Below are 551 nucleotides of genomic sequence, written 5' to 3' on the forward strand. Positions count from 1 at the left end.
GAGTGTGGTAAGCAATGTCTTCAAACGTTACTGGTAATGTGTCAGTTTGGCCTTGCAGTACCATACCAAGCGAATCACCTACCAATAGAACAGGGATCTCTTGGCTTTCGAACAGTTGACTAAAGCTTGCGTCGTAAGCGGTTGACGTTGCAAATTTACGGCCTTCACGTTTGCACTTGATAAGGTCGTTAATGGTTACTTTTTTCATTGGTTTTCCTTAATGCGTTTGGCTTATTTTTGCCAAACATTGAGCCCGTTTTTATCGACTACTTTGAGCAGTTCGCTGAGCTCAGTCCCATCAGGGAGTTGTAAACTTGGTGCGATTTCAGCTAGCGGGTAAAGAACGAATTCTCGCTCTTTCATTCCGTAGTGAGGAACGGTTAAGCGCTCTGAATCGATCACCTCATTGCCGTATAAAATGATGTCTAGGTCCAAGGTTCTTGGTCCCCAACGCTCATCCTTACGGACACGCCCTTGCTCTTGATCAATCGCTTGGGTGCAGTTGAGCAGTTCAATCGGCGTTAATTCGGTCTCAATCGCAACCACCGCAT

At 45.9% G+C, this 551-nt stretch carries 2 protein-coding genes; both read right to left on the reverse strand.

The genetic code is table 11. From position 1 onward, the window contains the following. On the reverse strand, nt 1–208 hold a 208-nt coding region (locus KIV40_RS34105), incomplete at its 3' end, for a 3-methyl-2-oxobutanoate hydroxymethyltransferase (RefSeq protein ID WP_285353871.1). 23 nt (nt 209–231) lie between these two features. Further along, a partial coding sequence (folK, locus tag KIV40_RS34110) for a 2-amino-4-hydroxy-6-hydroxymethyldihydropteridine diphosphokinase (protein WP_285353872.1) occupies nt 232–551 on the reverse strand: 320 nt, incomplete at its 5' end.

The sequence above is a fragment of the Vibrio sp. D173a genome (assembly GCF_030248475.1).